Below are 26670 nucleotides of genomic sequence, written 5' to 3'. Positions count from 1 at the left end.
CCTTCTCTCAGCGGTACAGGCACGCAAGCCGCCGCCCATCGGCTGCCTCGCGCAAAACGGGCGAGGTTTCCCGGCACGCTTGCTTGGCGATGGGACAACGCGGATGAAACGCGCAGCCGCCAGGGATATTGATCGGATTGGGCGGGTCGCCCTTGAGCAAGATCCGCCGATGGACTTTGCCGCGCTGGATCGTCGGTATCGCCGAGATCAGGGCCTCGGTATACGGATGCACAGGATTGGTGAATAGCTGCTCTGGTGTGCCCTGTTCGACAATCCGCCCCAGGTACATCACCGCGACTTCATCGCAGACCTGCCGCACGACCTTCAGGTCGTGGCTAATAAACAGCATCCCGAGTCGCCGCTGCTGTTGGGTCTGCGTGAGCAGATTGATCACCTGCGCCTGGATCGATACATCCAGCGCCGATATCGGTTCATCGCAAACCAGCAGGCTTGGCTTCAGCACCAAGGCCCGCGCCAGCACCACGCGCTGGCGTTGTCCGCCGGATAGCTCATGCGGATAGCGCTGCCACAGCGACTCACTCAGTCCCACCTCGCCCAACACGCGCGCGGCGCGCTCGCGGCGGCTGGCCGGCGAGCCGCGTCGGAAAATGCTTAATGGCTCAATCACCTGCGCCATCACGCCCAGGCGGCGGTCGAGTGCGCTTAGCGGGTCTTGATACACCATTTGCATGCGCTGGCGCAGGTCTTTCCAATGTGCATTACGCTGAGCCGGTACGGGCCTGCCTTCGAAAAGCACTTGACCCGAGGTGGGCGAGGTCAGCCCCAGACTGAGCCGCGCGGTGGTCGATTTGCCGCAGCCCGATTCACCCACCAGGCCCACGGTCTGGCCACTGCGCACTTGCAGCGATACCTCGCTGACCGCCCGCAAGGTCTGCGCCGGTGAAAACCATCCTCGTCCGGATCGCACCCGATAATGTCGCGCCAGCTTGCGTAGCTCAAGTAATGGCGCGTTCATTTGGTCAGCCTCCAACAAGCGACCGAGTGGTCAAGGGCGTTGACTCTTAACCCGGGCCGACGGACTTCGCAATCGTTCTCGCGCTGACCGCAACGCGGCGCAAATGCACATCCCGCCGGCATGGCCATGGGGGAGGGCACCGTCCCAGGGATGGCCTGCAGCCGCCGGACCGGTCCATCGAGCTCGGGTAGCGCGGCCAGCAAACCACGCGTATAGGGGTGCAGGGGATGAGCAAACAGCGCATCGGCCGTTGCGGTTTCGACAACCCGGCCGGCGTACATGACCATCACGCGGTCACACACCTGCGCGATCACGCCGAGATCGTGCGAGATCAGCGCCAAGCCCATGCCTGTGTCTCGTTGCAGCTCCCGCAGCAGGTCCAGGATCTGTGCCTGGATCGTGACATCCAATGCCGTCGTCGGCTCGTCGGCCACCAGCAGATCAGGCTCGCCCGCCAACGCCATGGCGATCATCACGCGCTGGTTCATCCCACCGGACAGCTCATGCGGCCACGCCCGCATCCGTTGCGCCGCGCTGGGCAGTTGCACCCGATCCAGCAGTCTTAGCGCCTCCACCCGTGCCGCCTCGCCGCGCAGGCCTCGATGCAGACGGACCGCCTCCATGAGTTGACGGCCGACGGTATGAACCGGGTTCAACGAAGAGGAGGGGTCCTGGAAAATCATTGCGATGCGCTTGCCCCTCACCTGTGTCATCTGACGTTCGCTAAACGTGGCGATATCGTCAGCCCCCAACTGAATACGGCCACGGATTCGTGCACGCTCGCCCAGCAAGCGCATCACCGCCATCCATGTCACGCTCTTGCCGCAGCCCGACTCGCCCACTACTCCCAGCGTTTCGCCTCGGCGGATCTCCAGATCCACGCCATGCAGCACCGGCACCAGGTGCGATCCAGTGTCGAACGAGACGTGCAAGTCGCGGATACTCAATAGCGCTTGGCGCTCGCGTGCCGCCGCCGGTTGCGCGATGGTGGCTGAACCGATGAGACGCCTGTCGGTTCGCGTCCAGTCTCGCGTATCGATAAATCGGGTCAATACTGCCGTATTCATACGGACACCTCAGCGGTATTGCCGCGCCGGAAATCCATATAAAAGGTCGGCGACCATTTCCAGTGAATGTCTTTGCGTTTGGCGTAAAAGGCAGCCGTCTGATGCACGACCAGGTAGGCAGGGTCCTCATACTCCGCGATACGCAGCATGCGCGCATACACCCGTTGGCGTTCCGCCGGGTCGGTAGAAGTCTCGAGCAACCCTGAAAGGCGATTGAACTCTTCGTTGTTCCATTCGCCCTTTTGCTGCTGCTGGCCGTTGGGGCCATGTTGATTGACGAGCGAACTGACTGGATCGTTATAGCCGGCCGAGTTCGACCAGTCACGAATACCCCGGGGGCTGGACGCATCATAGATTTGCGACCAGTTCTCGACCATCTGCATCTGTACATTCAGGCCTACCGACCGCCACATCTCCACCATGATCTGCGCCTTTTGCACTTGACCGGTGTAGTAGTTATTCAGCACACGGTAAGGGATCACCTCGCCCTGGTAGCCGGCTTCTTTTAGCAGTCGCTGTGCCAATTCGGGGTTGTATTCCGGCGTGTGGTGGTTCCGATCGAACATTTCGCCGTAGAACTCGAACTGCAGCCCTTGGGGAACGACTGTGCGCCCGCCCCACATCATTTCCACGATCAGCTGACGATCGATTGCGTGCGCCATGGCCCGTCGCACGCGCGGATCGGCCAGGACCGGGTGATGCTTATCGAAGCAAGTGATCTGATGATTAATAATGGGCCCGCCCACAGCCTCAAGCTTGGACGCGGACTCGATCGTCTTGATCTGATCGGTCGGAATATCGGTAGCGAAATCGTATTCGCCCGCCAGCATCCCATTGATTCTCGAGGCGACTTCGGGCACTTCATAAAAGTGCACTTCGTCCACCTCCGGCGCTCCACCCCAATAGTCGGCGTGTTTCTCCAGAATCAGATGCTGATCCTTTTTGTACGTCTTCACCTTGAACGGCCCGGTGCCTACGGGTGCCGAGGCCCACGCCTGCCAGTCGCCCGCCTCTTGATATTGCCGTTTGCTGATAATGTCGCAGCCCATGCGCGCCAAACGACCTTCCAACGTCAGGTCCGGCACCGCGTTCACGAATCGCACCGTATACGGATCGAGCACCTCGACGGCTTCCAGCGAGGGCCACAGCCGGCGGCCCACCGCGGCAACTTCGGCGGGACAGCGTGTGCCCGACGCCCGATGCGCTGCGGCGTTATCCGTGCGAATCGTCTTGGCGCCCTCGCCACGGTGCGGTGGGGTGTCGCCGAACATGACGTCCGGTCCAAAGCTGAAAGCCACATCTTCAGCCGTCATCTCATCGCCATTATGAAATCGCACTCCGCGGCGAAGACTGATTTCAATGGTTTTGTCGTCAATGCGGCGCCATGACTGTGCGAGGCCCGGCTGCAAACTCAGGTCTCCCAGCACGTCCATCGCGATCAGAGGTTCCAGTAGCGAGGGGAGCACCCGTTTGCCGACGTTGCTCTGTTCCCGCAGGGTGGACAAGGTGCCGTTATTACTGATTCCAGAGACCGCGATGCGTAGAATCCGTTTTCCTCCGGATGGCTGATCCCGGTGCTGCGCCCATCCCGGCGTAGAAACGGCAGTGGTGATTACCCCAGCGGTGAATGCGAGCCACTGACGGCGGCTGATGTTCATGTAACGGCCTCACTTAGATTTCGACGGGTGCTTGTTTCCCAAGCGTCCCGGCAGTCTAGGCAGGGCGTGTTGCCGTCGCGTGACGGTAGCGTGATATTTTGATGACAGTCGACCCATTGGCACATACCGCAACAAAGCCTGCAGTTAGGGCCATCTTGGCGGACAAAAACGCTTTTTCTCGTGCTTGGCGCCGACACTCTCGGAGTTGGTCGGATTTCCCTACGGAATCATCCGTCGTCACATGTCACTGGTTATAAAATGCCTCGCTCGCTGCGGGCCGCCCTGCGGTGGTACACGGTTAACAGGCGAGCGCATGCATCTCCAATCCAGATTGAATTGACGTAGGGATAACACTTTGATGCTGTTCGAATTCGATGCAATGAGCACGCTGGTCATTGCGATTGTGGTCCTCTTGATCGGTCGGGCGCTCGTGAACCGTATCGGTTTCCTACGTCGCTACAGCATTCCCGAGCCTGTCGTAGGCGGGTTGCTCGCTGCCGTATTGATTACGGTTTTGCTGTTTGGCGCGGACGTCCAAGTCGCCATGGACCTTTCGTTACAAACCCCTTTGATGCTGGCCTTCTTTGCGACGATTGGCCTGGGCGCCGACCTGCGTACGCTACTGAAGGGGGGCAGAAGCCTGATCGTCTTCTGGGCGTTGATGATCGGCATGCTTGTTGTGCAGAACATCGCGGGCATCACCGCCGCATGGGCGATGGACTTGCACCCGCTGGTCGGGCTGCTGTCAGGCTCCATCACCTTGCTGGGCGGGCATGGCACCGGCGCGGCCTACGCGGGTCGTTTCGCCGAAGTCGACAACCTGCAAGGTGCGATGGAGCTGGCGATGGCCTGTGCGACATTCGGACTGGTGCTGGGCGGTGTCCTGGGCGGTCCAGTCGCGCAGCGGCTGATTAAACGCAACAAACTATCCAAGGAGACTGCCGTTGCGCCAGGCGTACCGGCGGCTGCTGCTGAGGCGGCCGAAGTTCAGCCAGACGAAACCGCCTCGGGCGCCAAGACCCTGACGCCGATTTCGTTCATGCATAGCCTGTTGCTAATCGTGGCCTGTGTCCTCTGCGGGCGATGGCTTAGCAACGTCGCGCAAAACGAATATGTGACGCTGCCGAGCTTTGTGTGGACGCTGTTTACGGGCGTCGTATTGCGCAACGGTCTGTCGTTTGCCCGGCTCTATAAAGTCGATGACAACACCGTGGCGCTATTAGGGGGCGTGTCCCTATCGTTGTTTCTGGCCATGGCGTTGCTCGCGCTGCGTCTGTGGGAGCTGGTGTCGCTTGCATTGCCCATTCTGGTGGTGTTAGCTATACAAACCGTGCTGGCGGCGATTTACATCACCTACTTGACGTTCCCTGTAATGGGACGCAACTACGACGCCGCGGTGATTTCCGCAGGCCATTGCGGTCTGGCGCTGGGCGCGACCCCGACCGCTATCGCCAACATGCAGGCGATCACGGCCAAGTACGGGCCCTCGCCACAGGCGTTCTTGATTATTCCGATCGTGGGAGCATTCCTGATCGATATCACAAACGCCTTGTTTTTACAGGGTTTTCTGACTCTCCCGATCTTCGGCTATTAAATAAGTCGCTCCCATGCTCAGGCTCTCCGTCTCTTCATGCCCCGTACCCGCCGCGCGTGGCACTTCGCTCTGGTCTTGCACTGTCCGCTACCAGTGGCTCGCACTTTGCCTGCTTTTGTTGACGTTTCTTACCGGCTGCGCTCGCGGTCCGGATGAGGCAGACGTGCGGGATGTGGTGAGCGAACGCCTGCGTTCGGCCTTTCACGACCCGCTACTTGAAATCGCCAGTCTCAAACGCATGGGCAGCGCGTCCCTGGCCGCCGGTGGTGACGGCGCGGCGCGCATGATCGTTTATTACAACGCGCGTTTCACGCTGGAGCGCGATTACCGATTTTCGGACTGGGATGCCCTGAACCCGGCGGCGCTGGCCAGTCTGCTGGGTGCCACTGAGCGTGGCATCAGCGGCATTCAGAGCACGGGCAACGCCGCGGGCGATTCCTTGCTGGTGCACGGCTCGGTGACATTCAGCAAAGAAGACGACGGCGACTGGAAACCCGTCCTCTTTGTGCCTCCCGAGGCCCCCGACGCCGTACCGGTGCAAGATCAGGCCAGCGAAACCGCGCGCGAACTCGTCGAACCGATCATGGAGCGTTTCTCCGTCATGCCGCCTTCGCAGGCCGCCGCCTCGCGCGCCATCATCGCGGAAGAACTGCAGGAGGCGATGCGCCAAATCGACTTGCGGCTGGATAATCTGCAACGCGTACTCGTCGTGGCCGGGGGGCAACCCAGCGGCGAGTACGCCGTGGTGGCCAAAGAAATCGCAACGCTCGGCAAGCCTGTCGGCGTCAGGGTCGCCGCCACCACTACCGAGGGCAGCGTGCAAAACGCGCAACTGTTGCGCAGTCATTTCGCCACCGTCGGTATCGTGCAAAGCGACGTCGCGCTGATGGCATTTCAAGGGACAGGTCCTTTTGCCGCACAGGGCGCGGCACCGTCGCTGCGCGCATTAGGCAGCCTGTTCCCAGAAGCCGTGCAGTTCGTGGTGCGCGCCGATGGCCCGACGTCGGTGTCGGCCTTGCGGGGTTTGAAAGTCGATCTCGGTCTGCCCGCCTCTGGGACGCGCAACACCGCATTGGCAGTGCTAGAGGCCCACGGCTTGCGAGAGTCCGACATCCAGGCCTCCGACATGGGCCCGGTAGAGGCCGGCCAAGCGCTCGCGCGAGGAGAAATCGACGCCTTCGTCACCGTGATCAGCGCTCCCGAACGCCAATTGCAGCGTTTGGCCGCCGATAACGCGATCCGCATTCTGTCGCTGTCGCCCGAGGCCGTTGCGATGTTGGCGCGCAAGTCGCCCGGCATCGTGCCAATCATGCTGCCCGCAGGCACCTATCCGGGGCAGGACACTGCCGTGCGCACCGTGGGCGTGGCGGCACTGCTGGTTGCGACCACCAGTATGTCGAACGCCGAGGTACGCCGGGTATTGACCGGCGTCTATACAGGCATCGACTTCGTCGCGGCGGGCAGCTCTGCCGGCGCCATGATCTCGCTGCGCCATGCGCTCACTGGCATCACCATCCCGCTGCACTCTGGCGCGGAGGCCTTCTTCGCTGAAACCAAGGCGTCAGAAGTACAGACGGCGCAATAGCGCCGCCATCGCCTGCTGTCAGGCGCTATTTGGCTGGCAGGACGCCCGGCGTCCGCCAGTCAGGCTACATTGCTCAGTGGTCTTTGCTCGCCGATGCCAGAAGCTTGTCGACATAGGCAATGCCGATCGCAGACAGAATAAAGGTGACATGGATAATGGTTTGCCACATGATGCCAGTCTCCGTAAAGCGCGAGTCGGGCGCGCCGATATTGCCTGCTTCAATAAACGTACGCAGCAGGTGAATCGATGAGATGCCGATGATGGCCATCGCCAGTTTGACCTTCAATACACTGGCGTTCACGTGACTCAGCCACTCAGGGCTATCCGGATGTCCTTCGAGGCGCAGTCTCGAAACAAAAGTCTCGTAGCCGCCCACGATCACCATCACGAGCAGGTTCGAAATCATCACCACATCGATCAGTCCCAGGACGATCAACATGATTTCGAGTTCGCCAAACGAAGACGCGTGTGTCACCAGGTGCCACAGCTCCTTCAGAAACAGCAAAACGTAAACCGCCTGTGCGACGATCAGTCCGAGATAGAGCGGGAGTTGCAGCCAGCGCGAACTGAATATCAAAGCTGCAAGTGGAGGTAAGGCGTGGGAACTACGGGCGTGACGAATCATGCTGCGTCGGAATTTGTCGAAAAAAGGGGCGAGAATTCTACCAATCAGGACAGCCCCGACGTTGGCTCATGGCCTGCGGTGTGACAATTCAGACTGCATGCTATGCTGCCCGCCACCTATTCATAGGATGAGTGCATACCGTGCAAGCGTATGAGTCCGTCTTTTGGGGAATGGCTATCGTGGTGCTTGCGGCGCTGGCCGGGGGCGCGGTGGCCGGGTGTTTCAGACGTCGTCGTAACAGCCTGATCGGCGTGTCGCTACAGTCCTGCGTGACCACCATTGTTGTCGCTTGTCTCGCCACGCGAGGGCCGGCCGCGGACATCACCACTTTGCTCGCCGTGGCGGCATTCTTGTTTTCCCTGGTGATCGGCACGGCGGCAGCATTGCTGACCCACCGCGTGCGCGGGCATCGGACGATGCACCGCGGCTAGGCTGTCTCAGCCGCTACTCTTCGTCTTCTTCTTCCTGTTCCAGCGCATCATGGCCTTTCCAGGTCAAGCGCCAGCCAGCCGACGCTTCGCCATTGACCGCGGCCGGCGCGATGAGCCCCGCGTCCAGCAAAATATTCAGATGATGCGTGATCGTCGCATCGGTCAACTCATCGGGAATACTCGCCCGCACAGCACTCACGAGCTCGTCTTGTGATAGCGCCGCGGCCTCTGCGTCGCGCAGCTCGCTTAACATCGTCACCACCAAATCAAAATCGCGTCGCATAGCCATCCTTACTATCGGTTAATTGAGCGGCCGGCCATCCGAGGGGCAAATACAACACGCTCAAGACGTGGCGGACGCAAGACGTACAGGTTAGGGTAAATCCGGGTCCGCTCATAGTGTTTTTTACGATTACTGCCATCGCAAGGCTGTTATAGTGCCGACCCCCGCGTACCAATGCATGAAGGAGGCACGCTCGTGGAAATAACCAGCACCAAGATCTCAGACATCGCTGGCGGCGTCGCGCTCGCGACCACGCTGGACGGTGAACGCATCGATAGCTACGTCATCGCTGGCGTGTCAGACCTCGAGGCCATCGCAGAGATCGTTCCCGCCGAAAAAGTCCAAGCCGGTGCCGATATTCACGCGACCATGGTCGACGATATCGAAACCGCGCAGGAACAGGTGGATCAAGTCCTCGAGAATGTGAATCCTGGAGACGTTGCAGTGTTTTTTTGCGCCGATGAGGACGCCTATAACGCTGCACTCGACCTCTTAGGTCTTCCCATCGACTGATTTTTGGGGCGCACACGACAGTGATGCGCGCCAAAAGTTCCCAAAAACCCGACAATCAAGTTGCGCTTTGTTGCATTATTGGTACGCGTTTTTGAGGAATATGTTGACTTGTCGGGACAACCTGACGATAGTGACGGCACACGATCTCAAGCGTTGTGATTTTCGATCAGTGCAGTGCCTCTCCGGCCGGCGTTATTGTTCTACTGTCCCCTTCTTGATTGATTCGTGACTCCCGGGCATGTTGCCCACATTATTTAGGAAATACAGTATGGAAACCGGCGTTGTTAAGTGGTTCAACTCGGAGAAAGGTTACGGCTTCATCACCCCCGAAGCTGGCGGTAAGGACCTGTTCGCGCACTTCTCGGAAATCCAAGCCAACGGCTTCAAGTCCCTGGAAGAGAACCAGCGCGTCAGCTTCGTGACGGCTAACGGCCCCAAAGGCCCCCAAGCGACGAAGATCCAAGTTCTGTAATCCACAGATCTAGGAACTGAATCCGAAAGCCCCGCAAGGGGCTTTTTTGTTGCCCGCGCCATCGCGGCGAAACATTCCGTCTTCGTACAAAACTTGTTTCCATTTGAAAGTTTGACGTCGGCCCGCGCGCCTCATAAACTGGATTTGCGAGATTTTCAAGCGACATGGTGTCGGTCTCATTGGCGCCCAGGTACCCGCAGTTTTGTTGCCCATCCTTGACGATCTAGCATCCCGCGAGCAATCGCTTCAGTAGGTAAGGACACTCTCATGGCAACAGGTATCGTCAAGTGGTTCAACGCAGAAAAGGGCTACGGTTTTATTACCCCGGATGATGGCAGCAAAGATCTCTTTGCCCATTACTCGGAAATTCGCAGCGACGGATACAAGTCGCTGCAGGAAAATCAGCGCGTGAGCTTTGAAGTCGGGCAGGGCCCCAAAGGCCCCAGCGCAAAGAACATCACCGTCGCCGGCTGATTCTTCGGGCAGGCGCGTGTGGGCCTCGCCCCTGTTAGCGCAACGCTTTCAGGGGCGTTTGCTCGTTCGAGCACTGCACTCTTAGCGACTGGACAGGGGCCGAGATAGACGCCGTACGCCGGGCTTAAGCGGACCCTTGGCAGCGGTTTTCGCAGCCTGGTCCAACTTTCCGGTAAAATGCCCGGTTTACCCGTTCGTTCACCCATTTCTCGGATAATTTTGATGCAGCCTGTGGTTGAAACCCTCTCTGGTCTGGAACGCCGCTTGGATCTGTCGGTTTCCGTGGCCGACGTCGAAAAGGAAGTCCAGGCGCAATTGAAGCGCGTCGCCCGTACGGCCAAAGTGCCCGGGTTCCGTCCTGGCAAGGCCCCTCTGGCCATGCTGGAACGTAGCCACGGCCCTGGCATCCGCTACGACGTGATCAATGGCCAAGTCGGCCGTGCGTTTGAACAAGCTATCGAAGCCGCGAAGCTGCGTGTCGCTGGCACTCCTTCTCTGGAGCCCAAGACCGAAGGCGTCGCCGAAGACACGTTAGCCTTTACGGCCACGTTCGAGGTCTATCCTGAAGTCGCCGTGCCGGACCTGTCCGCGCTGGCCGTGACCCGCTACGAGACCCCGGTCACCGACGCCGAAGTCGACCAGACCCTCGACGTGCTGCGCAAACAGCGCGCTACGTACGAAGCCCGTGAAGACCGCGCCGCTGCCAGCGGCGACCGTGTCACGCTCGACTTCGCCGGCACTATCGACGGCGTGCCCTTCGAAGGCGGCAAAGCCGAAGGCTTCTCGTTCGTGCTCGGCCAAGGCCGCATGTTGCCTGAGTTCGAAACGGCCGCGACCGGCCTGAAGGCTGGCGAGACCAAGGTCTTCCCGCTCAGCTTCCCCGAAGACTACCAAGGCCAGGAAGTCGCTGGTAAAACCGCTGAATTCACGATCACCGTGAAGGAAGTCGCCGAAGGCGTGTTGCCCGAAGTCGACGGCGAGTTTGCCAAAGCCCTCGGCCAAGCCGAAGGCGATGTCGAAAAGCTGAAGGCCGACATCCGCGCCAACATCGAGCGCGAAGTCAAAGCCCGTTCGCAAGGCCGCACCAAGGCCAGCGTCATGGACGCCCTGGTCGAAGCCGCCAAGTTCGACGTGCCCAAGGCCCTGGTCGACAGCGACGTGGAAAGCCGCGTTCAAGCTGCCCGCGAAGAGCTCAAGCAGCGTGGCATCCCGAACGCCGAGTCGGTGCCCATCCCGGCTGAAGCTTTCAGCACCGAATCCGAACGCCGCGTGCGTCTGGGCCTGTTGGTTGCCGAGCTGGTCAAGCAAGCACAATTGCAGGCTAAGCCCGAGCAAGTCCGCGCTCGCATCGAGGAATTCGCGCAGAACTACGAGCAGCCGGCTCAGGTCGTCAGCTACTACCTGTCCGACCGTCAGCGCCGCGCTGAAATCGAAGCAATCGTGCTCGAAGACAACGTCGTGCAACACGTGCTCGAACAAGCCAAGGTTACCGAAGAGCAAGTGCCCTTTGATCAGTTGATGGGGATGGCGTAAGTATGCAGAGGTTTACCGATTTCTATGCAGCAATGTACGGCGGGTCTTCGGTCACGCCGACCGGCCTGGGCTATATCCCCATGGTCATCGAGCAGTCTGGTCGCGGAGAGCGTGCCTATGACATCTATTCGCGCCTGCTGCGCGAGCGTCTGATCTTCCTGGTTGGCCCGGTCAATGACAACACGGCCAATCTGATCGTGGCGCAGTTGCTGTTCCTGGAATCGGAAAACCCCGATAAGGACATCTCGCTATACATCAACTCGCCTGGCGGGTCGGTGTATGCCGGGATGGCCATTTACGACACCATGCAGTTCATCAAGCCCGATGTTTCGACATTGTGCACGGGCTTGGCGGCCAGCATGGGCGCATTCTTGCTGGCGGCTGGCAAGAAGGGCAAACGTTTCACGCTGCCTAACTCGCGCATCATGATTCACCAGCCGTCCGGCGGTGCCCAGGGTCAGGCCTCGGATATTCAGATCCAGGCTCGCGAAATTCTGGACCTGCGCGAGCGTTTGAACCGCATTCTGGCCGACAATACCGGGCAGCCGGTAGAGAGAATCGCCGTCGACACCGAGCGCGACAACTTCATGTCGGCTGAAGATGCGGTATCGTATGGGTTGGTGGACAAGGTTCTCGCATCCCGCTCCGAGGGCTAAGCTCGCGGTAAAACCCGGAGCAGTGCGGTGACGTCCAAGTAAGCGTTGAATACGCCGGCCCTGTGGCTGGCGCATTCTCACCAGAGATACGAAACACATATGCCTGATAAAAAGGGACCGGCCGACGCCAAGGTGCTGCACTGCTCGTTCTGCAATAAGAGCCAGCACGAAGTCCGCAAGCTGATCGCGGGGCCATCCGTGTTCATTTGCGACGAGTGTATCGACCTTTGCAATGACATTATCCGCGAGGAGGCTCAGGCCACCGCGCGCGCGGCCATTCGATCTGAGCTGCCTACGCCGGCTGAGATCAAGACTTTCCTGGATCAGTACGTTGTTGGTCAGACGCTGCCCAAGCGCATGCTGGCCGTAGCGGTATATAACCACTACAAGCGTATTCGCCACGGCGAAATCAAGGGCGACGAAGTCGAGCTGTCCAAGAGCAACATCATGCTCATCGGGCCCACCGGCTCGGGCAAGACCTTGCTGGCGCAGACGCTGGCTCGCATGCTGAACGTCCCGTTCGTCATGGCAGATGCCACCACGCTTACCGAAGCCGGTTACGTGGGCGAGGACGTCGAAAACATCATTCAAAAGTTGCTGCAAAACTGCAACTACGAGGTAGACAAGGCACAGCGCGCCATTATCTACATCGACGAGATCGACAAGATCTCCCGTAAGTCCGACAACCCCTCGATCACCCGTGATGTATCGGGTGAGGGCGTGCAACAGGCGCTGCTCAAGCTTATCGAAGGCACCGTGGCTTCCGTGCCTCCGCAGGGCGGACGCAAGCACCCGAACCAGGATTTTGTCCAAGTCGACACCACCAACATCCTGTTCATCGTGGGCGGTGCGTTCGACGGCCTGGAAAAGGTGATCCGTGATCGTACGGAAAAATCCGGCATCGGTTTCTCGGCTTCGGTCAAAGCCAAGTCCGAACGCGGCGTGGGCGAACTGTTTAGCGAAGTCGAGCCCGAGGACCTGATCAAGTTCGGCTTGATCCCCGAGCTGGTTGGTCGGCTGCCCGTGGTGGCCACGCTGGACGAGCTGGACGAAGCCGCGCTGGTTCAGATCTTGACCGAGCCCAAGAACTCGCTCATCAAGCAATTCCAGAAGCTCTTCGCGATGGAAGGCGCTGAACTCGATGTACGGCCCGGCGCGCTCAAGGCGATTGCTCGTAAGGCGCTCAAGCGCAAGACCGGTGCGCGTGGTCTGCGCTCGATTATCGAGGGTGCTTTGCTCGATACGATGTACGACCTGCCGTCACAAGGCAACGTCAATCGTGTCGTGCTTGACGAAAACGCCATCGAAGGCGACGGCAAGCCGCTATTGATTTACGCTGAAGAGGGCGAATCGTCCGATAAATCGGATCAATCGCAGGTTCGCGGTGCGGCGGCTTAACACGGCTGACATACTAGCAACAGCGAGTAAACGGAACGGCGCGCGCCGAGCGCGCGCCACTGTGACGCAGCCGGCCGCTGAGTAGGCAAATGACCCGTTTTGTAACGGGTTTTTTTGTGTTTTGCTGCCCCTCTGCACGACGATAGCTTGAATTTTCGGCTATTGTTCCCATATGAGACGTGATGACGAGGATAGCTGGGTTTGCCTGGCGTCCGCTTTTCACTACGCCGAGTCAAATCAAGGAATCCGATATGTCTGCCAGCCAGACCCTGCCTTCTGAACCCATCGATCTGCCGCTGCTGCCGTTGCGCGACGTGGTGGTGTTCCCGCACATGGTTATTCCGCTGTTTGTCGGGCGTCCTCGCTCGATCAAAGCGCTGGAAGTCGCCATGGAGTCGGGCAAGAGCATCATGCTGGTCGCGCAGAAATCCGCCGGCAAGGACGATCCGACTCCCGAAGACGTCTACGAAATCGGTTGCGTCGCAAGCATCCTGCAGATGTTGAAACTGCCCGACGGCACCGTCAAAGTTCTGGTCGAAGGCACCCAGCGCGCGCGTATCGATACGATCGATGACGCCGAAACCCATTTTGTTTGCCGTGTTACACCGGTAGAACTCGACGTCACGCAAAGCTCTGAAACCGAAGCCTTGCGCCGCGCGATCGTCGCGCAGTTCGAGCAGTACGTCAAACTGAACAAAAAGATTCCGCCCGAGATTCTCACTTCGCTGGCGGGCATTGACGACGCGGGCCGTCTGGCCGACACCATCGCCGCGCATTTGCCGCTCAAACTCGAGCAAAAGCAAAGCATGCTCGAGGTGCTGGCCACGTCCGAGCGCCTGGAAGGCCTGCTGACCCAGCTCGAAACGGAAATCGACATCCTCCAGGTCGAAAAACGCATTCGCGGCCGGGTCAAAAAGCAGATGGAGAAGTCGCAGCGCGACTACTACCTGAACGAACAGGTCAAGGCCATCCAGAAAGAGCTGGGCGAGGGCGAGGAAGGCGCCGACATCGAAGAGCTCGAAAAGAAAATCATCGCGGCGCATATGCCGAAGGATGCGCGCAAGAAGGCCGACGCCGAGCTGAAAAAGCTCAAGCTGATGTCGCCCATGTCGGCCGAAGCGACGGTTGTGCGCAACTATATCGACACGCTCATCGGCCTGCCTTGGAAAAAGAAAAGCAAGATCAACAACTCGATCGGCAACGCCGAGAAAGTGTTGGACGACGATCACTACGGTCTTGAAAAGGTCAAAGAACGCATCGTCGAATACCTGGCCGTGCAACAGCGCGTCGACAAGGTCAAGGCACCGATCCTGTGTCTGGTTGGCCCTCCGGGCGTGGGTAAAACTTCGCTGGGTCAGTCCATCGCGCGTGCGACCAACCGCAAATTCGTGCGGATGGCGCTCGGCGGTGTGCGCGACGAGGCAGAGATTCGCGGCCACCGTCGCACTTATATCGGCTCGATGCCCGGAAAGATCTTGCAGAACATGAGCAAAGTCGGGGTGCGCAATCCCTTATTCTTGCTCGACGAGATCGACAAACTTGGCATGGACTTCCGTGGTGATCCCGCGTCCGCGCTGCTCGAGGTGCTCGACCCCGAACAAAACCACACCTTCCAGGATCACTACATCGAAGTCGACTTCGATTTGTCCGACGTGATGTTCGTGGCGACCAGCAACACGCTGAATATTCCGCCCGCGCTGCTGGACCGTATGGAGGTCATCCGTCTGTCGGGTTACACCGAGGAAGAGAAAATCCATATCGCACGCGATCACTTGCTGCCGAAGCTCATGAAGAACAACGGCGTCAAGGAAAGCGAACTGGTGGTGGATGACTCAGCTTTGCGTGACATTGTTCGCTACTACACCCGCGAAGCCGGTGTGCGCGCCCTCGAGCGCGAAGTGGGCAAGATCTGCCGTAAGGTCGTTAAGGAACTGCTCGCTCAAGCCGACGAAGCCAAGGCGTCTGGCAAGGCAGCATCTTCGCCCGTCACCCCCGTGCACGTCGATGCGGACAACCTCAGCAAATATCTGGGCGTGCGCCGCTATTCGTTCGGTATGGCCGAGAAGGAAAACCAGATCGGCCAGGTGACAGGACTCGCTTGGACCGAAGTGGGCGGCGATCTGCTCACCATCGAAGTCGCGGACATGCCAGGCAAGGGCGCGATTCAGCGTACCGGCTCGCTGGGCGACGTGATGAAGGAATCGGTCGAGGCGGCCCGCACGGTCGTGCGCTCGCGCGCGCGCCGTTTGGGCTTTGCCGATACCGTCTTTGAAAAGCGTGACATGCACGTCCACGTGCCCGAAGGCGCCACGCCTAAAGACGGTCCATCGGCCGGTATCGCCATCACCACGGCCATGGTGTCGGCCCTGTCGCGCATTCCCGTGCGGGCAGATGTGGCGATGACGGGCGAAATCACGCTGCGCGGGGAAGTCCTCGCGATTGGCGGGCTAAAGGAAAAACTCCTGGCTGCTCACCGTGGTGGCATCAAAACCGTGCTGATCCCCGAGGAAAACGTCAAAGACTTGGCGGAGATCCCGGACAACGTCAAAAACCAGCTGGAAATCATTCCTGTGCGCTGGATCGACAAGGTCTTGGAACTGGCGCTCGAGCGCATGCCAGAGCCCCTGGCCGAGGACGAAGTCGTAAAGGAGCCTCTGGCAGCGAAAGCTGCGGAAAGCTCCAGTGCGACGGCTGATCCTGTGATTAAGCACTGATCGCGGCAACCAGCGGGCGTCCGTAAGGGCGCCTGTAAGTAACACTGCTGCACAAAAGCCCGCGGCTGCAGACGTCGATACGACTGCAGCCGCGGGCTTTTGTGTTCGGCGGCAACGGGTCTTCGCTTCGTTATGGCGAGACTAGACCCTGAATTCCTATGGGAATTTGGGGCGTTCCTTCGATAGCACAGACTACTTCACGTTGCGCCATGCCCCGCGCTTACAGGTCCAGACACATCGCACCTGAAGCGTTAGCGCGACAACTATATTCTTTAGTGCAATGCGTGAGTACGGATCAGGCCGACGGCAATGCCTTCCAGCGCAAACTCTTGCGTGCCATCGACGCGAATCGGCTCAAATTCCGGGTTCTCGGGCAATAACTCGATGTGTCCCTGGCGATGCTGTAGGCGCTTGACCGTCACGTCGTCACCCAGGCGCGCCACGACGATCTGGCCATTGCGTGCCTCGGCAACGCGCTTGACGGCCAGCAGGTCACCTTCCAAGATCCCAGCATCGCGCATACTCATGCCGCGAACCTTGAGCAAATAGTCAGGCGTTTGCGCAAACAACCCCGGATCTACGCCGACTTCACGTTCCACATGCTCGGCGGCCAGGATGGGGCTGCCTGCGGCCACGCGTCCTACCAGGGGCAGCATTAACCGCGTAATCGTTTCCGTCGCCATGCCCACCAACGTGGAGGCAGCAGCGGCCGCTGACGAGCTCTCGCGCGCGGCGGTGGCTGTCTCGACCGATTCGATCAACCGAATGCCCCGCGAGGCGCCTGCCGTCAGCTCGATCGCGCCTTTACGCGCCAGGGCTTTCAGATGGTCCTCGGCGGCGTTGGGCGAACGAAATCCCAATGCGCGCGCGATCTCGGCGCGCGTGGGGGGGAAACCGGTGCGTGCCACCGTCTGCCGGATTAGGGTCAAAATTTCCTGTTGGCGAGCGGTGAGTTTGGTAGCCATGGCAATGATCCGCGTGGACTGTATGAATATACAGTCAGGATTCTGGACGAGACGGCTAGAAATTGCAAGTCGCCCGCATTGCGAGGGCGTGGCGCTGGGGGCCCGCGAGCGCTGTGTCGCCTAATCGTCCGGGGTAGCATTCAGCTTCGACCCGATCGGGTACGGCACTGAATGAACGTGATCCGCCAAAACCGGCCAAAAAAGCCCCTCCGCTTTCTCTGTCCTGAGCTGCACTTCAAAAGTTGGACATTCATCCGACTTCTTGGGATCGGTGCAGCTTGCAATGGGTCGGATTCTCGTCCGACCCGTTGCGACAGTTCCTTGGGGAGGGGCCTTCTCGATCGAGGCAGCGTTCGCGCGTGCCTCGATCTATGTGACGCAATGCTTACTTGATCACCGCGGCAATGGCTTTCGCCACCGTATCGATGTTACGGCTGTTGAGCGCCGCGACGCAGATACGGCCGCTGCTCACCGCGTAGATACCGTGCTCTTCGCGCAAGGTATCCACCTGCGCCGAGGTCAGACCCGAGTACGAGAACATGCCGCGCTGTTGCAGCACGAAGCTAAAGTCTTGCGTCGCACCCGCGGTCTTGATCTTTTCGACCAGCTGCTGACGCATCAGACGAATACGATCGCGCATGCCAGCGAGCTCTTCTTCCCAAAGGGTGTACAGCTCGGGCGTGTTCAGCACCGACGAAACTACCGTGCCGCCATGGGTGGGCGGGTTCGAGTAGTTCGTACGGATGACGCGCTTGAGTTGGCTCAGCACGCGCTTGGCTTCGTCTTGGTTGCCAGCGACGACCGTCAGGGCGCCGACGCGCTCGCCATACAGCGAGAACGACTTCGAGAACGACGAGCTGACCAGCATCGTCAGGCCGAGATCGGCAAACATGCGGACCACGGCGGCGTCTTCTTGCAGACCGGCGCCAAAGCCTTGGTAGGCGATGTCCAGGAACGGCACCAGATTGCGTGCCTTCACGACCTGAGCGATCTGTTCCCACTGCTCGATCGTGGGGTCCACGCCGGTCGGGTTATGGCAGCAAGCGTGCAGCACGACAATCGTCTGTTCCGGCGCGGCTTGCAGGGAAGCCAGCATGCCTTGGAAGTCCAGACCGTGCGTCGCGGCATCGTAATACGCATAGGTGTCCACCGGGAAGCCGGCGCGCTCGAACAGGGCGCGGTGGTTTTCCCAGCTGGGGTTGCTGATCAGAACCTTGGATTGCGGCAGCAGCTGACGCAGGAAATCGGCGCCGATTTTCAGCGCGCCCGTACCACCCAGTGCCTGGGCGGTCAGCACACGGCCTTCGGCCGCCAGCTTGGAATCCGCGCCCAACAGCAGCGTTTGCGCACCCTTGTTGTAACCAGCGATACCTTCGATGGGGAGATAGCCACGCGCGGCGGCGGCTTCAATACGCGCGATTTCGGCCTTACGGACGGCGTTCAGCAGGGGGATGCGACCGTCGTCATCGTAGTACACGCCCACGCCCAGGTTGACTTTCCCGGGACGCTGATCGGCGTTGTACTGTTCGTTCAGGCCCAGAATGGGGTCGCGCGGCGCAAGTTCGACGGAATCGAAAAGAGAGCTCATGAGGGTTCGCTAAGGAGAGATAGACGCAACAAGCAGTGCTATGGATAATGGGGGGTTTACCCTGAGAGACAGTCTAGCATGACAGCTCCTGGATTCGTCGAATTTCCCGACAGCCCGTTTCACCTCTATCAGCCTTATCCGCCGGCCGGTGACCAGCCGACGGCCATCGAGGCGTTGACCGAAGGCATCCGCGACGGGCTCATGTACCAGACGCTGCTGGGCGTCACCGGTTCGGGCAAGACCTATACGATGGCGAACATCATCGCGCGTCTGGGCCGCCCGGCGCTCGTCTTGGCGCCAAACAAGACGCTCGCCGCGCAGCTGTACGCCGAGATGCGCGAGTTCTTCCCGAAGAACGCCGTCGAGTATTTCGTCTCGTACTACGATTACTACCAGCCCGAGGCCTATGTGCCGACGCGCGATCTGTTCATCGAAAAGGATTCGTCCATCAACGAGCACATCGAGCAGATGCGATTGTCGGCGACCAAGAGCCTGCTGGAACGCCGCGACACCGTGATCGTGGGCACGGTATCGTGCATTTACGGTATCGGTAACCCCGGCGACTATCACGCCATGGTGCTCATTCTGCGCTCGGGTGACCGCATTTCCCGGCGCGAGATTCTGGCGCGCCTGGTGGCCATGCAATACACGCGCAATGATGCCGATTTCACCCGGGGCACTTTCCGTGTACGCGGCGAAACCGTAGACATCTTCCCGGCGGAAAGCCCGGAGCTTGCACTGCGCCTGACGCTGTTCGACGACGAAATTGAAACCCTGGAGCTGTTCGATCCGCTCACGGGCCGTGTGCGCCAGAAAGTGCCGCGTTTCACCGTTTACCCGGGTTCGCATTACGTGACGCCGCGTGACACGGTCCTGCGTGCGATTGAAACCATCAAGGAAGAACTGCGCGAACGCCTGAAGTTCTTTACCTCCGAAGGCAAGCTCGTCGAAGCGCAACGCCTCGAGCAACGCACGCGCTTTGACCTGGAAATGCTGCAGGAGCTAGGCTTTTGCAAAGGGATCGAAAACTATTCCCGCCACCTGTCGGGGGCCGGCCCCGGCGAGCCGCCGCCCACGCTGATTGATTACCTTCCCGCCGATGCGCTGATGTTCATCGACGAGAGTCACGTAACGATAGGGCAGCTTGGCGGCATGTACCGTGGTGACCGCGCCCGCAAGGAAACCCTGGTGCAATACGGCTTTCGCCTGCCTTCCGCCATGGATAACCGGCCGCTCAAGCTCGAGGAATTCGAGGCCCGCATGCGTCAGTGCGTCTTCGTTTCTGCGACGCCTTCGGCCTATGAGCAAGAGCATGCGGACAACGTCGTCGAACAGGTCGTGCGTCCCACCGGTCTGGTCGATCCGATCGTCGAAGTGCGCCCGGCACGTACCCAGGTCGATGATCTGTTGGGCCAGATCAAACTGCGCGTGGCCAAGCAGGAAAGGGTGCTTGTGACCACGCTGACCAAGCGCATGGCCGAGGATCTGACGGACTACCTGACCGAGCACGGTATCCGCGTACGCTATCTGCACTCCGACATTGACACCGTCGAACGGGTCGAAATCCTCCGTGACCTGCGCCTGGGGACTTTTGATGTGCTCGTCGGCATCAACCTCTTGCGGGAAGGCTTGGACATTCCTGAGGTGTCCTTGGTGGCGATCCTCGATGCGGATAAAGAAGGCTTCCTGCGTTCCGAACGGAGTTTGATCCAAACGATCGGACGCGCGGCGCGAAATTTGAATGGCTATGCCATTTTGTACGCCGATCAGATCACGGCTTCGATGCGCAAGGCCATGGACGAAACCGAGCGCCGACGCGAGAAGCAGTTGAAGTTCAATGCCGATCACGGTATCACCGCGCGGGGCGTGAACAAGGCCGTGCGCGAACTGATCGACGGCATTGTGGCCCCGGCCCGCGAGGAAGCGTTGGAGACACCCGTTAACACCGAAATCTTGACGGACGAGAAAGCGATGGCCAAGGAGATCCGTAGGCTCGAGAAGCTCATGATGGATCACGCCCGGAATCTGGAGTTCGAACAGGCGGCGGCCGCGCGCGATGCGTTGACGGCCCTCAAGCAGCGCCTGATATTAGGCGGATGATGCAAGGGCGGCCGGCGGTGGTCTTCAGGGGCCCTGTACGGGGCCCGAGTGGGCGCCGCAGCGAAAACTAAATGTCGTTGTTGCGCCGCAAAAGCGTTTAATGGCGGTTACTGTCCGGTCGCCGTTACAAACCTGATTTCTACGCCGAAAACGCGCTGTAAGTGCCTGAAGTATCGGCACAAAATGAGAGTTCTGGCGGCCCGTTTCCTGGGCTGCGCCACAGAAAAAACTCTTGCCATATTCCGGGTTTTCCCTCAGACTTACACCCATGATGACCAAGGTACTTTTCGTTTGCATGGGTAATATCTGCCGCTCACCCAGCGCAGAGGGCGTTTTTCGCCATATGGTGAACGATGCCGGTTTGGGCGACGTGGTCCACGTGGACTCCGCAGCTACGCACGCCTATCACATTGGCGAGGCTCCTGACGCCCGAGCTCAGGCGGCTGCACGTAAGCGTGGCTACGACATTTCGCACTGCCAAGCGCGCCAGGTGACCGCCGAGGATTTCCGCGATTTCGATCTCATTCTGGCAATGGACTGGGACAATCTGTCCGCGTTGCAACAGCAATGCCCGAAAGTCTATCAGCATAAGCTGATGCTGTTGATGCGCTTTGCCAATGAGTTCGAAGAAGCTACCGTTCCTGACCCCTATTATGGCGGATTGGACGGTTTTGGCAAGGTCCTCGACTACCTGGAAGACTCCTGTCAAGGTGTGCTCGAGTTGGTTCGCAAGCGGGCTACGCAATATCAGGCAGCCTGATCATCATCATCGCCGGCCATGGCCGGCTTTCCATACCGCGCTCAGGCGCGGTTTTTTGTGAGTAGGCGGCGCGCAACGCGCTGAACGGCGAGGGGTCTCGCTCCGCGCCTCCGGTGTTATTCCAGGCAACAAGAAGACCTAGCGATTTAGTCAGGAATTTGCTATACTTGACCTAATCACTCAGGTATTGGCCGCCCGGCTTTGGGCGCCAGCACGTTTCCACAGGAATGCACCATGCGGCTCACAACTAAGGGGCGCTTCGCGGTTACCGCGATGATCGACCTGGCCATGCGGCAGCACAGCGGTCCGGTAACGCTCGCGGCGATCAGTCAGCGCCAGAATATTTCGCTCTCGTATCTCGAGCAGCTCTTCGGCAAACTGCGTCGTCATGAGCTGGTCGATAGCGTACGCGGCCCCGGCGGCGGCTACTCGCTCGCCCGTCTGGCGCGCAACGTTACGGTCGCCGACATCATTTTCGCAGTCGATGAGCCGCTGGATGCGACCAGCTGTGGGGGCAAGCGCGACTGTACCAGCGGGCGCGACGGCAAGTCGGGTAAGTGCATGACGCACGAGCTCTGGACCACGCTGAATCGCAAGATGGTCGACTACCTGGATTCCGTTTCCCTGCAAGATCTGGTCGATCAGCAACGGCTGCGCCAATTGCAGGAGGCCTCCAAGGCGGCCCAAGGCTGCTCCACTGTCAGAGTGGAGCGCGGGGCAGGCGACGCCGTGGCCACCCCCTCTGTCGCCGCCGCCGGCGCCACCCTATAAGCAGGAGCATCATTCATGACTACTCGTCCCATTTATCTCGATTACTCCGCTACCACGCCTGTCGATCCTCGCGTGGTGGAAAAGATGGTGCCTTGGTTGTATGACAATTTCGGCAACCCGGCCTCGCGTAGCCACGCGTTCGGTTGGGACGCGGAAGAGGCCGTCGAAAACGCGCGTAACGAAGTGGCCAAGCTGGTGAACGCGGATCCGCGCGAAATCATCTGGACCTCGGGCGCGACCGAATCTGACAACCTGGCATTGAAGGGCGCGGCGAACTTTTACGCCGAGCGTGGCAAGCACATCATCACGGTCAAGACCGAACACAAGGCGGTACTGGATACCTGTCGTGAACTCGAGCGTCAGGGCTTTGAGGTGACTTACCTTGACGTTCGTGACGACGGTTTGCTGGATCTGGATGTGTTCAAGGCCGCGCTGCGCCCCGACACGATTCTGGTTTCGGTGATGATGGTCAATAACGAAATCGGCGTGATCCAGGATATCGAAACGATCGGCGAGATCTGCCGTGAAAAGGGCATCATTTTTCACGTCGACGCGGCCCAAGCCACCGGCAAGGTCGCGATCGACCTGCAAAAGCTGAAAGTCGATCTGATGTCGTTCTCGGCCCACAAGACGTATGGTCCGAAGGGTATTGGTGCCTTGTACGTACGCCGCAAGCCGCGCGTGCGTATCGAAGCGCAAATGCACGGCGGCGGTCACGAGCGGGGTTTCCGTTCGGGCACGCTGGCTACGCATCAGATCGTCGGTATGGGCGAGGCTTTCCGATTGGCGCGCGAAGAGATGGGCACCGAGAACGAACGCGTGCGCATGCTGCGCGATCGCCTGTGGGCTGGTCTGTCGCAGATCGAGGAAACCTATCTGAACGGCAGCATGGAACACCGCGTGCCGCATAACCTCAACGTGAGCTTTAACTACGTCGAAGGCGAATCGTTGATCATGGCGATCAAAGAGCTGGCGGTGTCCAGCGGATCGGCATGTACCTCGGCCAGCCTGGAGCCGTCTTATGTGTTGCGCGCGCTGGGTCGTAATGACGAACTCGCGCACAGCTCGATCCGCTTTACGCTGGGTCGCTTTACGACGGAACAGGAAGTCGATTTCACGATCGAATTGATCAAGAGCCGCGTGGGTAAATTGCGCGACATGTCGCCGCTGTGGGAGATGGCCCAAGAAGGCATCGACCTCAACAGTGTGCAATGGGCTGCTCACTGAGCGCCACGACAAAGATACGGGAGAAACATCATGGCATACAGCGATAAAGTTCTGGACCACTACGAAAACCCCCGCAACGTGGGTGCGTTCGAGAAGGGCGACACCTCGGTGGGTACCGGCATGGTGGGCGCGCCGGCCTGTGGCGACGTAATGAAGTTGCAGATCAAGGTCAACGAGTCGGGCATTATCGAAGACGCGCGCTTTAAGACCTACGGCTGCGGTTCGGCCATCGCGTCGAGCTCGCTCGTGACGGAATGGGTCAAAGGCAAATCGTTGGACGAGGCGCTGAGCATTCGTAATACCCAGATCGCCGAAGAGCTGGCCTTGCCGCCGGTGAAGATTCACTGTTCCATCCTGGCCGAAGACGCGATCAAGGCGGCGGTCGAGGATTACAAGAACAAGCATGCCGTTGCTTCCGCCAAGGATGACGCGGCTGCTGTTGCGACAGCGGGGTGAATATGGCGGTGACCTTGACTCAAAAGGCCGCCTCGCACATAGAACGCTATTTGCAGAAGCGCGGCAAGGGTGTGGGCTTGCGCCTGGGAGTGCGCACCACGGGGTGCTCGGGCATGGCGTATAAGCTCGAGTACGTGGATGAGCCGGCGTCGGAAGACATGGTCTTCGAGAGTTTTGGAGTAAAGGTCTTCGTCGATCCCAAGAGCTTTGCGTACCTGGAAGGTACGGAGCTCGACTACGCTCGCGAGGGCTTGAACGAAGGCTTCAAGTTCCGTAACCCTAACGAAAAGGCGACCTGCGGCTGCGGCGAGTCGTTCACGGTGTAACGTTGGCGGCAGACGATCACTTCAGCTTGTTTGGTTTGCCGGCGCGATTCGCCATGGATGCCCAGGCACTCGAAAGTGCTTGGCGCACCGTGGCGGCGCAGGTGCATCCGGACCGTTTCGCCACGGCCAGCCCGGCCGAGCGGCGCGTTGCCATGCAATGGGCCGCGCGGGCGAACGAAGCCTATCGGCTGTTGCGCGATCCGTTATCGCGCGCGCGTTACTTGTGCGAGCAGCATGGCGTTGATCTGCAAACGGAAAGCAATACGTCCATGGATGTGTCGTTTCTGATGCAGCAGATGCAGTGGCGCGAGATGTTGGACGATGCGCGCGACGATGCGCAGGCGCAGGCCGCGTTGAAGGGCGAGCTTGACGAGGCGCGCGCGCAGATGCGCGAGACGCTGACCCGTTTGCTGGACGAGCAACAGGACTACGCCACCGCTGGCGGCAAAGTGCGCGAATGGATGTTCATCGAGAAAATCGCGCAGGAACTTGACGCCGTATCCTCACATTAGCGGTTTGCCTGGCGGCGCCGCGACGCCCGCGCCGCGGGTGCGTTAACCGATTCAAAGCATATACATGGCCTTATTGCAGATTTCCGAGCCTGGCGAATCGCCGGCCCCTCACCAACGCAAACTGGCGGTAGGTATCGATCTGGGAACCACCAATTCCCTGGTCGCGGCGGTGCGTAGCAGCACGGCCGAAGTGTTGCGTGATGAGGAGGGGGCTGTGTTGCTGCCCTCCGCCGTGCGTTATTTTGCGGATGGCGGGGTCGCGATCGGCCGCGAGGCGCTGGCGCAGCAGGCGGCTGATCCGCTCAATACGATTGTGTCGGTCAAGCGGTTCATGGGGCGTTCGCTCGATGAGGCGCGAGCCAGTGGCGCGCCTTATGAATTCGTGGATGCTCCTGGCATGGTGCGGTTGCGCACGGTGCAAGGCGAGCTGAGCCCGGTTGAAGTTTCCGCGCAGGTGTTGGCAAAGTTACGCCAGCGCGCGGAAGACGTGTTGGGCGATGATTTGGTGGGCGCCGTGATTACGGTGCCGGCTTATTTCGACGATGCGCAACGGCAGGCGACGCGCGATGCGGCGCGTCTGGCGGGTTTGAATGTACTGCGTCTGCTCAACGAGCCGACGGCGGCCGCGATCGCCTATGGCTTGGATCAAGCTGCCGAGGGCACTTATGCCGTGTACGACCTCGGTGGTGGCACGTTTGACGTGTCGATCCTGCGTCTGACCAAGGGCGTGTTCGAAGTGGTATCCACCGGCGGCGATACGGAGCTGGGTGGGGACGACTTTGATTGGGCCATTGGCGAATTTGCCGTGGCGTCGTTGTCCGGCGAAGCCGCCGATGCGGAGGCTGCCGACGCGCCTGCACCAGGCCGTGCCGGCGCGCTGGGAGCATTGGCCCCCTCTGATCGCCGCGCCGTGTTGGTTGCGGCCCGCGCGGCGCGCGAGGCGTTGTCAGATGCCGGCAGTGCATCGCTTCAAGTCTCACTGCAAGATGGCCGTGAGCTCAACGTGACGGTCACCCGTGGTGCGTTTGAAACGCTGGCCGAGCCCTTGGTGCGCCGCACCCTGGATCGTGCTCGCGCCGCGTTGCGCGATGCGGGCTTGAAGGTTGCCGATGTCAAAGGTGTCGTCATGGTTGGCGGCGCGACGCGTATGCCGGTGATTCGGCGTGCGGTGGCGGAATTCTTCGGCACCGAGCCGCTGGTGGATCTGAATCCTGATGAAGTCGTGGCATTGGGTGCCGCGCTGCAGGCGAACCTGCTGGCGGGTAATCGCATGCCGGGTGAAGACTGGCTCCTGCTCGATGTGACGCCGCTGTCGCTGGGCCTGGAAACGATGGGCGGGCTGGTTGAACGCATCATTCCACGCAACAGCACCATTCCGGTCGCGCGTGCGCAGGAGTTCACCACGTTCAAGGATGGCCAGGGCGCGATGAGCGTGCATGTGGTCCAGGGCGAGCGGGATTTGGTGTCTGACTGCCGTTCGTTGGCCCGATTTGAATTGCGTGGTATTCCGCCCATGGTGGCGGGCGCGGCGCGTATTCGCGTCACGTTCCAAGTGGATGCCGATGGGCTGCTGAGCGTGACTGCGCGCGAGCAGAGTACCGGTGTAGAAGCTTCGGTGTCGGTCAAGCCCTCCTATGGCTTGTCGGACGACGAAATTACCCGCATGTTGTCCGATAGCGTGGCGCAGGCCGATAGCGATGCCCGTGCCCGTATGCTGCGTGAGCAACAGGTGGAAGCGCGCCAGCTCGTGGAATCCGTACAGGCCGCGCTGGCGGCGGACGGGGATTTGTTAGACGAGACCGAACGGGCGCTGGTGGACGAGCGTCTGGCGGCAGCCGCGGCGGCGCAGCATGCCGACGACGTCGACGTGGTGCGCGCGGCGGTGCAAGCGCTGTCGGACGCGACTGAAGACTTTGCCGCGCGCCGTATGGACCGCGGGATCCGCGCCGCCCTGGCCGGCCGTAAACTAGACGAAATCGCCTGAGT

25 protein-coding genes are annotated in these 26670 nt (G+C 60.1%); 18 read left to right on the top strand and 7 right to left on the bottom strand.

Going from position 1 to position 26670, the window contains the following annotated elements:
* Positions 1–7 precede the first annotated feature (7 nt).
* Genes GOQ28_RS17535 through GOQ28_RS17525 form a run of 3 tightly spaced genes read right to left on the bottom strand, consistent with a single transcriptional unit; the run spans position 8 to position 3701 of the window.
* On the bottom strand, positions 8–976 hold the full coding sequence (locus GOQ28_RS17535; RefSeq protein WP_160349629.1) for an ABC transporter ATP-binding protein: 969 nt from the start codon (positions 974–976) through the stop codon (positions 8–10).
* Positions 973–2043 (bottom strand): ABC transporter ATP-binding protein, encoded by a 1071-nt coding sequence (locus tag GOQ28_RS17530; RefSeq protein WP_160349628.1) that lies wholly within the window; start codon positions 2041–2043, stop codon positions 973–975. The genes GOQ28_RS17535 and GOQ28_RS17530 overlap by 4 nt, the downstream gene beginning before the upstream one ends.
* Positions 2040–3701, bottom strand: a complete 1662-nt coding sequence (locus GOQ28_RS17525; RefSeq protein ID WP_160349627.1) for an ABC transporter substrate-binding protein — start codon at positions 3699–3701, stop codon at positions 2040–2042. The genes GOQ28_RS17530 and GOQ28_RS17525 overlap by 4 nt, the downstream gene beginning before the upstream one ends.
* Before the next feature lie 358 nt (positions 3702–4059).
* Here GOQ28_RS17525 and gltS point away from each other — a divergent pair, with 358 nt between their 5' ends.
* Positions 4060–5295, top strand: coding sequence for a sodium/glutamate symporter (gene gltS, locus GOQ28_RS17520; protein ID WP_160357352.1), 1236 nt, complete (start codon positions 4060–4062; stop codon positions 5293–5295).
* Between the two features lie 115 nt (positions 5296–5410).
* Positions 5411–6880 carry a TAXI family TRAP transporter solute-binding subunit gene (locus GOQ28_RS17515; protein ID WP_160357351.1) on the top strand — a complete coding sequence of 490 codons (1470 nt, stop codon included), beginning with the start codon at positions 5411–5413 and terminating at the stop codon, positions 6878–6880.
* 73 nt (positions 6881–6953) lie between these two features.
* Here GOQ28_RS17515 and GOQ28_RS17510 read toward each other — a convergent pair whose 3' ends face one another.
* Positions 6954–7505, bottom strand: a complete 552-nt coding sequence (locus GOQ28_RS17510; RefSeq protein WP_160357350.1) for a TIGR00645 family protein — start codon at positions 7503–7505, stop codon at positions 6954–6956.
* Positions 7506–7645: 140 nt separating this feature from the next.
* Here GOQ28_RS17510 and GOQ28_RS17505 point away from each other — a divergent pair, with 140 nt between their 5' ends.
* A complete protein-coding gene (locus GOQ28_RS17505; RefSeq protein WP_336603808.1) occupies positions 7646–7936 on the top strand; it encodes a hypothetical protein in 291 nt (96 codons plus the stop codon).
* 13 nt (positions 7937–7949) lie between these two features.
* Here the strand turns inward: GOQ28_RS17505 and GOQ28_RS17500 are convergent, their stop codons facing one another.
* On the bottom strand, positions 7950–8219 hold the full coding sequence (locus tag GOQ28_RS17500) for a DUF2513 domain-containing protein (RefSeq protein ID WP_160357349.1): 270 nt from the start codon (positions 8217–8219) through the stop codon (positions 7950–7952).
* 195 nt (positions 8220–8414) lie between these two features.
* Here GOQ28_RS17500 and GOQ28_RS17495 point away from each other — a divergent pair, with 195 nt between their 5' ends.
* The 7 genes from GOQ28_RS17495 to lon all read left to right on the top strand — a co-directional run bounded on the left by GOQ28_RS17495 (position 8415) and on the right by lon (position 15979).
* Positions 8415–8732 carry a hypothetical protein gene (locus tag GOQ28_RS17495; protein ID WP_160357348.1) on the top strand — a complete coding sequence of 106 codons (318 nt, stop codon included), beginning with the start codon at positions 8415–8417 and terminating at the stop codon, positions 8730–8732.
* Between the two features lie 268 nt (positions 8733–9000).
* The gene (locus tag GOQ28_RS17490) at positions 9001–9204 is read left to right on the top strand and encodes a cold-shock protein (RefSeq protein ID WP_012249703.1); all 204 of its coding nucleotides are present in this window, start codon (positions 9001–9003) and stop codon (positions 9202–9204) included.
* A gap of 267 nt (positions 9205–9471) precedes the next feature.
* The gene (locus GOQ28_RS17485) at positions 9472–9678 is read left to right on the top strand and encodes a cold-shock protein (RefSeq protein WP_160349622.1); all 207 of its coding nucleotides are present in this window, start codon (positions 9472–9474) and stop codon (positions 9676–9678) included.
* 222 nt (positions 9679–9900) lie between these two features.
* The gene (tig, locus tag GOQ28_RS17480) at positions 9901–11211 is read left to right on the top strand and encodes a trigger factor (protein ID WP_160349621.1); all 1311 of its coding nucleotides are present in this window, start codon (positions 9901–9903) and stop codon (positions 11209–11211) included.
* 2 nt (positions 11212–11213) lie between these two features.
* Complete coding sequence (clpP, locus tag GOQ28_RS17475) at positions 11214–11867, top strand: ATP-dependent Clp endopeptidase proteolytic subunit ClpP (protein WP_160349620.1); 654 nt, start codon at positions 11214–11216, stop codon at positions 11865–11867.
* A 99-nt stretch (positions 11868–11966) separates the two neighbouring features.
* A complete protein-coding gene (gene clpX, locus GOQ28_RS17470; RefSeq protein ID WP_160349619.1) occupies positions 11967–13265 on the top strand; it encodes an ATP-dependent Clp protease ATP-binding subunit ClpX in 1299 nt (432 codons plus the stop codon).
* Positions 13266–13516: 251 nt separating this feature from the next.
* Positions 13517–15979: an endopeptidase La gene (lon, locus tag GOQ28_RS17465; protein ID WP_160357347.1), complete on the top strand. Its 2463-nt coding sequence runs from the start codon at positions 13517–13519 to the stop codon at positions 15977–15979.
* 272 nt (positions 15980–16251) lie between these two features.
* On the opposite strand, the gene lexA is transcribed toward lon, so the two are convergent.
* A complete protein-coding gene (lexA, locus tag GOQ28_RS17460) occupies positions 16252–16944 on the bottom strand; it encodes a transcriptional repressor LexA (protein WP_160349617.1) in 693 nt (230 codons plus the stop codon).
* A 385-nt stretch (positions 16945–17329) separates the two neighbouring features.
* Complete coding sequence (locus GOQ28_RS17455) at positions 17330–18532, bottom strand: amino acid aminotransferase (protein WP_160357346.1); 1203 nt, start codon at positions 18530–18532, stop codon at positions 17330–17332.
* Positions 18533–18610: 78 nt separating this feature from the next.
* Here GOQ28_RS17455 and uvrB point away from each other — a divergent pair, with 78 nt between their 5' ends.
* The 8 genes from uvrB (at position 18611) to hscA (ending at position 26668) form a co-directional block, all read left to right on the top strand.
* Positions 18611–20632 (top strand): excinuclease ABC subunit UvrB, encoded by a 2022-nt coding sequence (gene uvrB, locus GOQ28_RS17450; protein ID WP_160357345.1) that lies wholly within the window; start codon positions 18611–18613, stop codon positions 20630–20632.
* Between the two features lie 268 nt (positions 20633–20900).
* Complete coding sequence (locus tag GOQ28_RS17445; RefSeq protein WP_160349614.1) at positions 20901–21392, top strand: low molecular weight protein-tyrosine-phosphatase; 492 nt, start codon at positions 20901–20903, stop codon at positions 21390–21392.
* 234 nt (positions 21393–21626) lie between these two features.
* Positions 21627–22163, top strand: coding sequence for a Fe-S cluster assembly transcriptional regulator IscR (iscR, locus tag GOQ28_RS17440; RefSeq protein WP_160349613.1), 537 nt, complete (start codon positions 21627–21629; stop codon positions 22161–22163).
* 15 nt (positions 22164–22178) lie between these two features.
* A complete protein-coding gene (locus GOQ28_RS17435; RefSeq protein WP_160349612.1) occupies positions 22179–23390 on the top strand; it encodes an IscS subfamily cysteine desulfurase in 1212 nt (403 codons plus the stop codon).
* A gap of 30 nt (positions 23391–23420) precedes the next feature.
* Positions 23421–23846: a Fe-S cluster assembly scaffold IscU gene (iscU, locus tag GOQ28_RS17430; protein WP_160349611.1), complete on the top strand. Its 426-nt coding sequence runs from the start codon at positions 23421–23423 to the stop codon at positions 23844–23846.
* Between the two features lie 2 nt (positions 23847–23848).
* Positions 23849–24172 (top strand): iron-sulfur cluster assembly protein IscA, encoded by a 324-nt coding sequence (gene iscA, locus GOQ28_RS17425; protein WP_160349610.1) that lies wholly within the window; start codon positions 23849–23851, stop codon positions 24170–24172.
* Between the two features lie 2 nt (positions 24173–24174).
* Entirely contained in the window at positions 24175–24684 is a 510-nt protein-coding gene (hscB, locus tag GOQ28_RS17420; protein WP_160357344.1) for a Fe-S protein assembly co-chaperone HscB, read from the top strand.
* 64 nt (positions 24685–24748) lie between these two features.
* On the top strand, positions 24749–26668 hold the full coding sequence (gene hscA / locus GOQ28_RS17415; RefSeq protein WP_160357343.1) for a Fe-S protein assembly chaperone HscA: 1920 nt from the start codon (positions 24749–24751) through the stop codon (positions 26666–26668).
* Positions 26669–26670 lie beyond the last annotated feature (2 nt).

This window comes from Bordetella sp. 02P26C-1 (assembly GCF_009763255.1).
GTDB lineage: Bacteria > Pseudomonadota > Gammaproteobacteria > Burkholderiales > Burkholderiaceae_B > Bordetella_A.
Note: the sequence above shows the minus strand (reverse complement) of the source record. Positions and strands in the feature narration are given on the sequence as shown.

What these genes read in the sequence shown, in the direction of transcription:
- clpX (WP_160349619.1), top strand. Translation starts at nt 11,967, where the DNA reads ATGCCTGATAAAAAGGGACCGGCCGACGCCAAGGTGCTGCACTGCTCG.
- iscU (WP_160349611.1), top strand. Translation starts at nt 23,421, where the DNA reads ATGGCATACAGCGATAAAGTTCTGGACCACTACGAAAACCCCCGCAAC.
- GOQ28_RS17445 (WP_160349614.1), top strand. Translation starts at nt 20,901, where the DNA reads ATGATGACCAAGGTACTTTTCGTTTGCATGGGTAATATCTGCCGCTCA.
- GOQ28_RS17535 (WP_160349629.1), bottom strand. Translation starts at nt 976, where the DNA reads ATGAACGCGCCATTACTTGAGCTACGCAAGCTGGCGCGACATTATCGG.
- hscA (WP_160357343.1), top strand. Translation starts at nt 24,749, where the DNA reads ATGGCCTTATTGCAGATTTCCGAGCCTGGCGAATCGCCGGCCCCTCAC.
- GOQ28_RS17435 (WP_160349612.1), top strand. Translation starts at nt 22,179, where the DNA reads ATGACTACTCGTCCCATTTATCTCGATTACTCCGCTACCACGCCTGTC.
- GOQ28_RS17525 (WP_160349627.1), bottom strand. Translation starts at nt 3,701, where the DNA reads ATGAACATCAGCCGCCGTCAGTGGCTCGCATTCACCGCTGGGGTAATC.
- lexA (WP_160349617.1), bottom strand. Translation starts at nt 16,944, where the DNA reads ATGGCTACCAAACTCACCGCTCGCCAACAGGAAATTTTGACCCTAATC.
- uvrB (WP_160357345.1), top strand. Translation starts at nt 18,611, where the DNA reads ATGACAGCTCCTGGATTCGTCGAATTTCCCGACAGCCCGTTTCACCTC.
- iscA (WP_160349610.1), top strand. Translation starts at nt 23,849, where the DNA reads ATGGCGGTGACCTTGACTCAAAAGGCCGCCTCGCACATAGAACGCTAT.
- tig (WP_160349621.1), top strand. Translation starts at nt 9,901, where the DNA reads ATGCAGCCTGTGGTTGAAACCCTCTCTGGTCTGGAACGCCGCTTGGAT.
- clpP (WP_160349620.1), top strand. Translation starts at nt 11,214, where the DNA reads ATGCAGAGGTTTACCGATTTCTATGCAGCAATGTACGGCGGGTCTTCG.
- GOQ28_RS17490 (WP_012249703.1), top strand. Translation starts at nt 9,001, where the DNA reads ATGGAAACCGGCGTTGTTAAGTGGTTCAACTCGGAGAAAGGTTACGGC.
- iscR (WP_160349613.1), top strand. Translation starts at nt 21,627, where the DNA reads ATGCGGCTCACAACTAAGGGGCGCTTCGCGGTTACCGCGATGATCGAC.
- GOQ28_RS17500 (WP_160357349.1), bottom strand. Translation starts at nt 8,219, where the DNA reads ATGCGACGCGATTTTGATTTGGTGGTGACGATGTTAAGCGAGCTGCGC.
- gltS (WP_160357352.1), top strand. Translation starts at nt 4,060, where the DNA reads ATGCTGTTCGAATTCGATGCAATGAGCACGCTGGTCATTGCGATTGTG.
- GOQ28_RS17485 (WP_160349622.1), top strand. Translation starts at nt 9,472, where the DNA reads ATGGCAACAGGTATCGTCAAGTGGTTCAACGCAGAAAAGGGCTACGGT.
- GOQ28_RS17510 (WP_160357350.1), bottom strand. Translation starts at nt 7,505, where the DNA reads ATGATTCGTCACGCCCGTAGTTCCCACGCCTTACCTCCACTTGCAGCT.
- GOQ28_RS17530 (WP_160349628.1), bottom strand. Translation starts at nt 2,043, where the DNA reads ATGAATACGGCAGTATTGACCCGATTTATCGATACGCGAGACTGGACG.
- lon (WP_160357347.1), top strand. Translation starts at nt 13,517, where the DNA reads ATGTCTGCCAGCCAGACCCTGCCTTCTGAACCCATCGATCTGCCGCTG.
- GOQ28_RS17455 (WP_160357346.1), bottom strand. Translation starts at nt 18,532, where the DNA reads ATGAGCTCTCTTTTCGATTCCGTCGAACTTGCGCCGCGCGACCCCATT.